The sequence below is a fragment of the Macrococcus capreoli genome (assembly GCF_025628935.1).
In the GTDB taxonomy this organism is placed as follows: Bacteria; Bacillota; Bacilli; order Staphylococcales; family Staphylococcaceae; genus Macrococcoides; species Macrococcoides capreoli.
Genome location: NZ_JAOTIS010000004.1, coordinates 172655 through 179724, shown reverse-complemented (window position 1 = coordinate 179724; position 7070 = coordinate 172655). Strand labels below are relative to the sequence as shown.

At 33.6% G+C, this 7070-nt stretch carries 9 protein-coding genes; 1 reads left to right on the top strand and 8 read right to left on the bottom strand.

Annotated features, from left to right (window positions below; translation table 11 throughout):
* Positions 1-175: 175 nt before the first annotated feature.
* Complete coding sequence (rpsI, locus tag OCL94_RS13285; RefSeq protein WP_411268477.1) at positions 176-250, bottom strand: 30S ribosomal protein S9; 75 nt, start codon at positions 248-250, stop codon at positions 176-178.
* A gap of 973 nt (positions 251-1223) precedes the next feature.
* Here rpsI (OCL94_RS13285) and OCL94_RS04815 point away from each other — a divergent pair.
* Complete coding sequence (locus OCL94_RS04815; protein WP_262995106.1) at positions 1224-1457, top strand: transposase; 234 nt, start codon at positions 1224-1226, stop codon at positions 1455-1457.
* Here the strand turns inward: OCL94_RS04815 and OCL94_RS04810 are convergent.
* The 7 genes from OCL94_RS04810 to OCL94_RS04780 all read right to left on the bottom strand — a co-directional run bounded on the left by OCL94_RS04810 (position 1438) and on the right by OCL94_RS04780 (position 6748).
* Complete coding sequence (locus OCL94_RS04810; protein ID WP_262995104.1) at positions 1438-2133, bottom strand: class I SAM-dependent methyltransferase; 696 nt, start codon at positions 2131-2133, stop codon at positions 1438-1440. The two genes, OCL94_RS04815 and OCL94_RS04810, sit on opposite strands and share 20 nt — an antisense overlap.
* Positions 2134-2433: 300 nt before the next feature.
* Positions 2434-2826, bottom strand: a complete 393-nt coding sequence (gene rpsI, locus OCL94_RS04805; RefSeq protein WP_096077475.1) for a 30S ribosomal protein S9 — start codon at positions 2824-2826, stop codon at positions 2434-2436.
* A 19-nt stretch (positions 2827-2845) separates the two neighbouring features.
* A complete protein-coding gene (rplM, locus tag OCL94_RS04800; protein WP_096077476.1) occupies positions 2846-3283 on the bottom strand; it encodes a 50S ribosomal protein L13 in 438 nt (145 codons plus the stop codon).
* 198 nt (positions 3284-3481) lie between these two features.
* Entirely contained in the window at positions 3482-4300 is an 819-nt protein-coding gene (gene truA / locus OCL94_RS04795; RefSeq protein WP_262995102.1) for a tRNA pseudouridine(38-40) synthase TruA, read from the bottom strand.
* Positions 4301-5104 (bottom strand): energy-coupling factor transporter transmembrane component T family protein, encoded by an 804-nt coding sequence (locus OCL94_RS04790; RefSeq protein WP_262995100.1) that lies wholly within the window; start codon positions 5102-5104, stop codon positions 4301-4303.
* On the bottom strand, positions 5097-5951 hold the full coding sequence (locus OCL94_RS04785) for an energy-coupling factor transporter ATPase (RefSeq protein ID WP_262995098.1): 855 nt from the start codon (positions 5949-5951) through the stop codon (positions 5097-5099). Before OCL94_RS04785 ends, OCL94_RS04790 begins: the two co-directional genes overlap by 8 nt.
* Positions 5948-6748 (bottom strand): energy-coupling factor transporter ATPase, encoded by an 801-nt coding sequence (locus OCL94_RS04780; RefSeq protein ID WP_262995096.1) that lies wholly within the window; start codon positions 6746-6748, stop codon positions 5948-5950. Before OCL94_RS04780 ends, OCL94_RS04785 begins: the two co-directional genes overlap by 4 nt.
* Positions 6749-7070: the final 322 nt, after the last annotated feature.

The following is a 7070-nucleotide window of genomic DNA, read 5'->3' as shown; positions in this document are numbered from 1 at the left end:
TACCTTATCAGTCTAGAAAAAACAGGTCATTTTATATAGTGTCATACAATTGCATATAATTGAAATTTAAGCAGTATTCAAACAAAATATTTCCTCTAGGGATAACTAAATCTATCAATAAACATAAAAAAGCACCCTCCAACATGATTGGAAAGTGCTTTTAATTGTTGATAGATTAACGTTTTGAGAACTGTGGTGAACGACGAGCGCCTTTAAGACCTAGTTTTTTACGTTCAAAAAACTTTAGGATTTCGTACAGTTATATAGACTGTCGAAAGCCTTGATATTAAAGGAGTTCTAATTTTTTCGATTGCGTAGAATTGCATCAAATATCACTCAGGGGTAACTAAAGGGTAACTAAATAAACTGTTGGCCGGTGGTTTTAATATTTAAATTTATTAGAAATAATTTTATGCATAATTAATAGATTGAAGATTGCTATAAGTAATATTATAAGTATATAACCTACTAATTCTTTTAAATCTACCTCAATCTTTATTAATAAATACGCTAATACAATCGAACTTAATGTCCCCATATAAAATCCTGGTATAATCTTCTTGATTACAATGGTCTGTATATAATATGAACTATATAAACTATGATTAATGCAATGTATAATGAGATATTATTATTCATATAACAATAAAATGATAAGAGTATAATGAGGATCAATTGTTCGATAACGATAATAGTAAACTAAAAACTAGTAATTAATGGTATCTTTTCAATTACTTTATTACTATTATTCCATTTTAACCGTTCCACGAATCAAGGTAAAAATATAATCTCTTCCATTTCATGTGTCATGAATAAAATCGGAAATAACCAATACAGACTTGATTCATCTATCATCTATTTCGTTTCCTATATTACCTGAAACTATCGAAATTCGGTTCCATGTATTGACTTGATTAATTAGTAATATAAAATCAATATACTCTTTTTCTGATAAGTATTTTCTCATATTCAAATAATCTTCATCTGAAATAGAATGTTCCGTGATTAAAGTTAGTTTTTTGGAGAATAAGAGTATTGTTTTCTCTTTATTATTAAAAATCTCATTTTCAATATCTAAGTTTATTATGGTATCTATATACTTTTTCTCAACTTTCTTTTTTAGTGCTTCTTTATAGTGTGATGCTAGACTAATTAACGGACACAGTGAATTGATAATAAATAAGTTATAATAAAAATAATATCAATTTACGGGAGTGTCTGTCATGACTAAGAGAAGATATGATCATAACTTTAAGATGGAAGCAATACAACTAGTTGAATCAGGTAGAAAAGCTACTGAGGTCTCAAGAGACCTTGATATTCCTATTCAAACACTTTCAAAATGGTTAAGTAAGTATCGTGAAAATGGTGAAACTGGATTTGTGTCAAGAAAACGGACACAAATCCAACAGTATCATATATTAAGTTCATTAATACTTAGTTTATCCTTTTCATAATTGTGAATAATAAATCTTCATGTCCGAAAGTTTTGTCTGATTCTTTCTTCATTCTTCTTTGACCTATAACCTCAAATTCATAAAATATATTATTAATCTTTTCTTCTGTATATCCTAATCCACCATATAGAGTATAATTTTCATAACAAGATTTATCGCTACCTTCGTATCCTCCCATTTTTCCACCAGCATAGAAAGTCACGAGACCAAAAATTCCATCTTTATTTAAATGTGACAAAATAAAATTTTTATAACTAGTTCTTCGATGTGGTGTTAAATGATGAAAACAACCTGAATCATATATCAAATCAAATTTTTTATCTAGAGAGTCTTTTGTAACATCTGCTTTATTAATATCGATTATCACTTCGTTATTTTTCGCATTTTGACTGACCCAATCTAGTGCTTCTAGTGAAAAATCTAGAACACTAGTCTTAATATCGTTCTTAGCAAGATATATCGCATTTCTTCCGTTACCACTTCCAATATCAAGCGCAGAAATTATATTCTTATTATTATTTATTAATTCTACTAGTGTCTCGTCTGGTTTATGTGTAAAAATTGGAATATCTTTTGTTTTATCTGAATATAATTGATCCCAAAATTCATTTTGTTTTCTGTTATGTTCAAATAAATCATCTAATACTGTTAATAAATCTTCATTATTAGTTATCATGATATCCCCCATTTCATTTATTTAAATTATACTATTTTTACTCTTAATTAGTAAGTATAAATGCTAAAGGGAAATAGGTACATTTAATAGTTTTATTAAATTGAATCTAGTCAGTTTTCAAATAAAATAGTTCTTCAAATGGTAACTAAAGTGTATCAAAATAACTTTATAAAAATACAAAAAAGTACTCTTTGGAATAATTCAAAGAGTACTGAAAACGTATATTTAGTTGAACACAAATAGCTGATGTAATTTGCGTACCAAATCTGTAAGCGAACAAGTTCGCAACAGCTTTGGCAATTAACGTTTTGAGAACTGTGGTGAACGACGAGCGCCTTTAAGACCTGGTTTTTTACGTTCTTTCATACGTGGGTCACGTGTTAACATGCCCGCGCGTTTTAATGAACCACGGTACTCAGGATCCGCTTCTAATAATGCACGAGAAATACCATGACGGATTGCTTGTGCTTGTCCAGTTAAACCGCCACCTTTAACGTTTACTAAAACGTCATAGTTACCTTTAGTTTCAGTAATATCGAACGGTTGGTTTAAGTCTAAAATTAATGATTCGAATGGTAAGTAGTCACGTACGTCACGGTTGTTGATTGTGATGTTTCCTTCACCAGGAATTAAACGAACACGTGCTACTGAATGTTTACGACGGCCTGTGCCTTTATATTCAACTTGTGCCAATGTATTGTCCTCCTCTTAATTAACCACGTAACTCGTAGTTTTCAGGTTGTTGTGCTGCATGTGGATGCTCTGCTCCAGCATAAACGTGTAATTTTTTGAACATTTTGTCCCCTAAAGAACCTTTTGGTAACATACCTTTGATAGATGTTTCCATTAAACGCACTGGGTTTTTCTCACGTAATTCACCAGCTGAGATTGATTTAATACCACCTGGATGTAATGAGTGACGGTAGTAAATTTTGTCTTCTGCTTTGTTACCTGATAAGTAGATTTTTTCAGCGTTAATTAAGATAACGTGATCTCCACAATCTACGTGTGGTGTGAATGTTGGTTTATGTTTACCGCGTAAGATTGATGCAACTTCTGATGAAAGGCGACCCATAGTCTTACCTTCAGCATCAATTACGTACCACTTGCGGTCAATGTTTGCTTCGTTTGCCATGAATGTTTGACGCATTATATTTTCCTCCTAAAATAAAAAAAATTCCCTCTAAATCCTGCTTATATATCTGTAACACAATAAGTTTCCGGGGCTTATTGTCGTGGTTGATATTAAACAATACCGTTGTCTATCTTATAACATTTCAAGGGTGTTTGTCAATCGGTATTAGAGAATTCTTTTTATTTATTTTCATCTTAATCCGTTATAACGTATTTATTGTTGTCGTTTTAAATCCTTGCGTGTTGGTTTCAGTGTAATCACTGTGCCTTCAGGTATATCTTGTTTCAACTCTTCCGGAGATAGATAAATCTTTTCTAAATATAACCCTTCAGCTGGTGCAGTCTTTCCTGCTTTCGTTCTATCACTTGCTGCAATAATATCTGGTATTTCAGAGCCATCTCGTTTACCTCGTCCAACGTCCATTAGGAAGTGCACCATAATACGCACCATATTATATAAAAAGCCACTGCCGATAACATAGAATTCATAACCTGTCTCAGTTTCAGTTACATCAAAATGATAGATTGTACGTTCTTTATTCTCTATTTCTGTCTTAGCCGAACAAAAGGAAGTAAAGTCATGTGTGCCTAAGAAATACTGTGCGGCTTCGTTCATCTTCTTCGTATCTAATGTTTCAGTAATATGTGTTTCAATACCGCGTTTCAACACGTCTCTATGAGGTGCTTTATACACTTTATAGCGATATGCTTTTCCTACACAGTCATAGCGGGAATGAAAATCTTCATTAATCTTCGTCACTTGATTAACATAGATATCATCAGGTAACGCTGAATTAAAGGCATGCTGCCATTTGTTCGTTGGTAATATCAACGGTGTATCAAAGTGAACGTACTGCATTAGCGCATGGACGCCTTTATCCGTTCTTGATGAAGGATGAATTCTGACAAACGTTTTATGCATTCGTTTTAATACGCGTTCTAGTTCATATTGTACTGTGCGGCCTTCATTTTGAATCTGAAATCCTTGAAAACCTGTTCCGTTATATGAAATTTGTAGCAAAATGCGTTCCATTTATGTGATGCTCCTTAAAAAGATAATGATCATGCTGATTGGTATTAAAGATAATAATGTTAATGTATCTTTTCTTTGCCATGCAAGTTTACGATATTTTGTGCGCCCTATGTCACCTCTATAGCCTCTCACTTCCATTGCTATCGCTAAATCGTCAGCACGTTTAAACGCGGAAACAAATAAAGGTATAAGCAATGGACCAATCGCTTTTATCCGTTGTACTGCACTACCGCTAGATATGTCACTCCCGCGAGATATTTGTGCTTTCATTACTTTTTGCGTTTCATCCATCAAAGTTGGAATAAAACGTAGTGCAATTGACATCATTAAAGCTAATTCATGTACAGGTAATTTTATTTTCTTGAATGGTTTTAATATATATTCAATCGCATCAGTTAATGCAATTGGGCTAGTTGTCAGTGTCATGACAGTTGATAAGAAGATAATAATAATAAATCTAAATGAAATCATTATCCCCATGAGTACACCACCCATTTGAATATTGATGATGCCCCAATCAAACAGAGTTCTTCCGCCTTTCGTTAAAAAGACGTGCATTAAAAATGTGAAAATAATTAGAAAAAGTATCGGTTTAATACCGTTAAAGACGAACATAAATCTTAAGTTTGATAATTTAGTAATAATCAACACAAGTAGGAATCCAAATAGGTATCCGTACCAGTTGTCCATAAAAAATACAAGTATCGTCATCACAAAAACAAACAGTAACTTTGCTCTGGGATCAAGTGAATGAACAAATGAATTGATTGGTACATATCGTCCTAGAATCATTTTATCAAGCATGGCGTGACCTCCATTCCTGATACATTAGCTTAAATTGTTCTATTGTTAATGCTGTTTGAGGCAGTTTCGTATTATATTGTTGCTCAAATTGTCTTTGAAGTTGTGTGATTTCTGGCAATTGAATGTCATAATGCGTTAAATCTTTGCTGAATATTTCTTGTGGTTTCCCTTGATCTACAACTTTCCCGTGATGCATCACATATAAATAATCAGCTTGTGCTGCCTGATTCATTTGATGTGTTACTAATACGACAGTAATATGTAAATCCTTTTGGAGCTGATGAAAGAATGCCATCATGTCTTGCTGTCCACGAGGATCGAGTCCTGCTGTTGGTTCATCAAGAATTAACACATCGGGTTCCATTGCCAGTACGCCCATAATTGCAACACGTCTCATTTGCCCTCCAGAGAGCTCAAACGGACTTTTATTTAATATTGATTCATCCATACCAAACAAATTACAAAGGCCACGTGCGCGTTGCTCTGCCTCTTCCTGAGGTATTCCATAATTCATCGGGCCAAATATTATATCTTTTAGCACTGTTTCTTCAAATAATTGCTGTTCGGCAAACTGAAAGACCATACCTACTTTTTTTCGAATGGGCTTTAAATGTTTATTCTTTGTCTTATTGTTAATAATTTGCCCACCAATATCAATCGTTCCTTCAGTGGGCTTCAACAATGCGTTCAGATGCTGAATAACAGTAGACTTGCCTGAACCTGTATGGCCAATAATCGCATAGAATTTGTCCTCTTCAAATGCCATGTTGATATCTTCTAATGCGTGCACTTCAAATGGAGTGTCTTTAGAATAATGAAAGCCCACATTGTTTAATTGTATCTTCATAGTTTCTTAAGCAACTCCTCTGTCGTGATATATTCAGTTTCGTTGAATATAGCTTTGTTGACCTTCATTTCAAATGGTAAATCCAGACCCATATCAATTAATGCATCAGCATGTTTGTATATCACTTGTGGAATATCTGCCATAACGAGTTCACCTTTATTCATTACAAATATACGATCACTGTGAAGTGTTTCTTCTAAATGATGTGTGATATGGATAACAGTAAGATTATTCGATTGTTGTAATCGTTGAATAATCTTAATGATTTCAATACGACCTTCAGGATCCAGCATCGATGTTGCCTCATCCAAAATGATTATCTTCGGTTGCAATGCAATTACACTTGCAATAGCCACGCGTTGTTTTTGTCCACCTGACAAATGATGTGGTTCATGACGTTTCATATGTGACATTTCAACTGCTTGTAAAGCATTATCTACTCTCTCGTGCATCTCATCGTGTGGTACCCCATGATTCTCCAGTCCAAATGCGATATCATCTTCAACTGTTGCACCTACAAACTGATTATCAGGATTTTGGAATACGATACCTAGTTTTTTATGGATTGAGTAACTTGATGAATCATCTAAAGGCGTACCATCAATTGTGATGTTGCCTTGTTGCAAAGGTTCTATCGCAGCGATTAGTTTAAGCAATGTTGATTTACCTGAACCGTTGTGCCCAACAATTGATATCCATTCACCTTTGTTGATTGTCAACGAAAGGTTATTGATTGCAGCTAACGATTGTTCGTTATATGCAAATGTAAGATTGTTTACTTCAATAATCGGTTTCATACAATCACCTTTCGCTGATTAGTTATGGTGAGTGAACTGCAAGTGTTGTTTATGGCTCACTCACACAAACAAAAAAATTTCATTCTCTGTTAATTACTTATACCATAAATCATTAACACAAAACAAAATGTCTGTATATAAATAAAAAACCCGGTATACCGGATTTAATAATGAAAAAAGCGCGCACTCCGCCTAGAGGTCACGCAAAACGTTATTCTATTATGGCGAAGTACTCTGAGCTAGACAATATCTGTGTGTGGCAAACATTATCGTTGCACTCATTTGCTTATGTGTGTGTATGTGTAAGATAAGTGATCCCTAT

Coding starts and splice junctions, on each gene's coding strand:
- rplM (WP_096077476.1), bottom strand. CDS start 3,283: ATGCGTCAAACATTCATGGCAAACGAAGCAAACATTGACCGCAAGTGG.
- OCL94_RS04815 (WP_262995106.1), top strand. CDS start 1,224: ATGACTAAGAGAAGATATGATCATAACTTTAAGATGGAAGCAATACAA.
- OCL94_RS04790 (WP_262995100.1), bottom strand. CDS start 5,104: ATGCTTGATAAAATGATTCTAGGACGATATGTACCAATCAATTCATTT.
- OCL94_RS04785 (WP_262995098.1), bottom strand. CDS start 5,951: ATGAAGATACAATTAAACAATGTGGGCTTTCATTATTCTAAAGACACT.
- OCL94_RS04810 (WP_262995104.1), bottom strand. CDS start 2,133: ATGATAACTAATAATGAAGATTTATTAACAGTATTAGATGATTTATTT.
- truA (WP_262995102.1), bottom strand. CDS start 4,300: ATGGAACGCATTTTGCTACAAATTTCATATAACGGAACAGGTTTTCAA.
- OCL94_RS04780 (WP_262995096.1), bottom strand. CDS start 6,748: ATGAAACCGATTATTGAAGTAAACAATCTTACATTTGCATATAACGAA.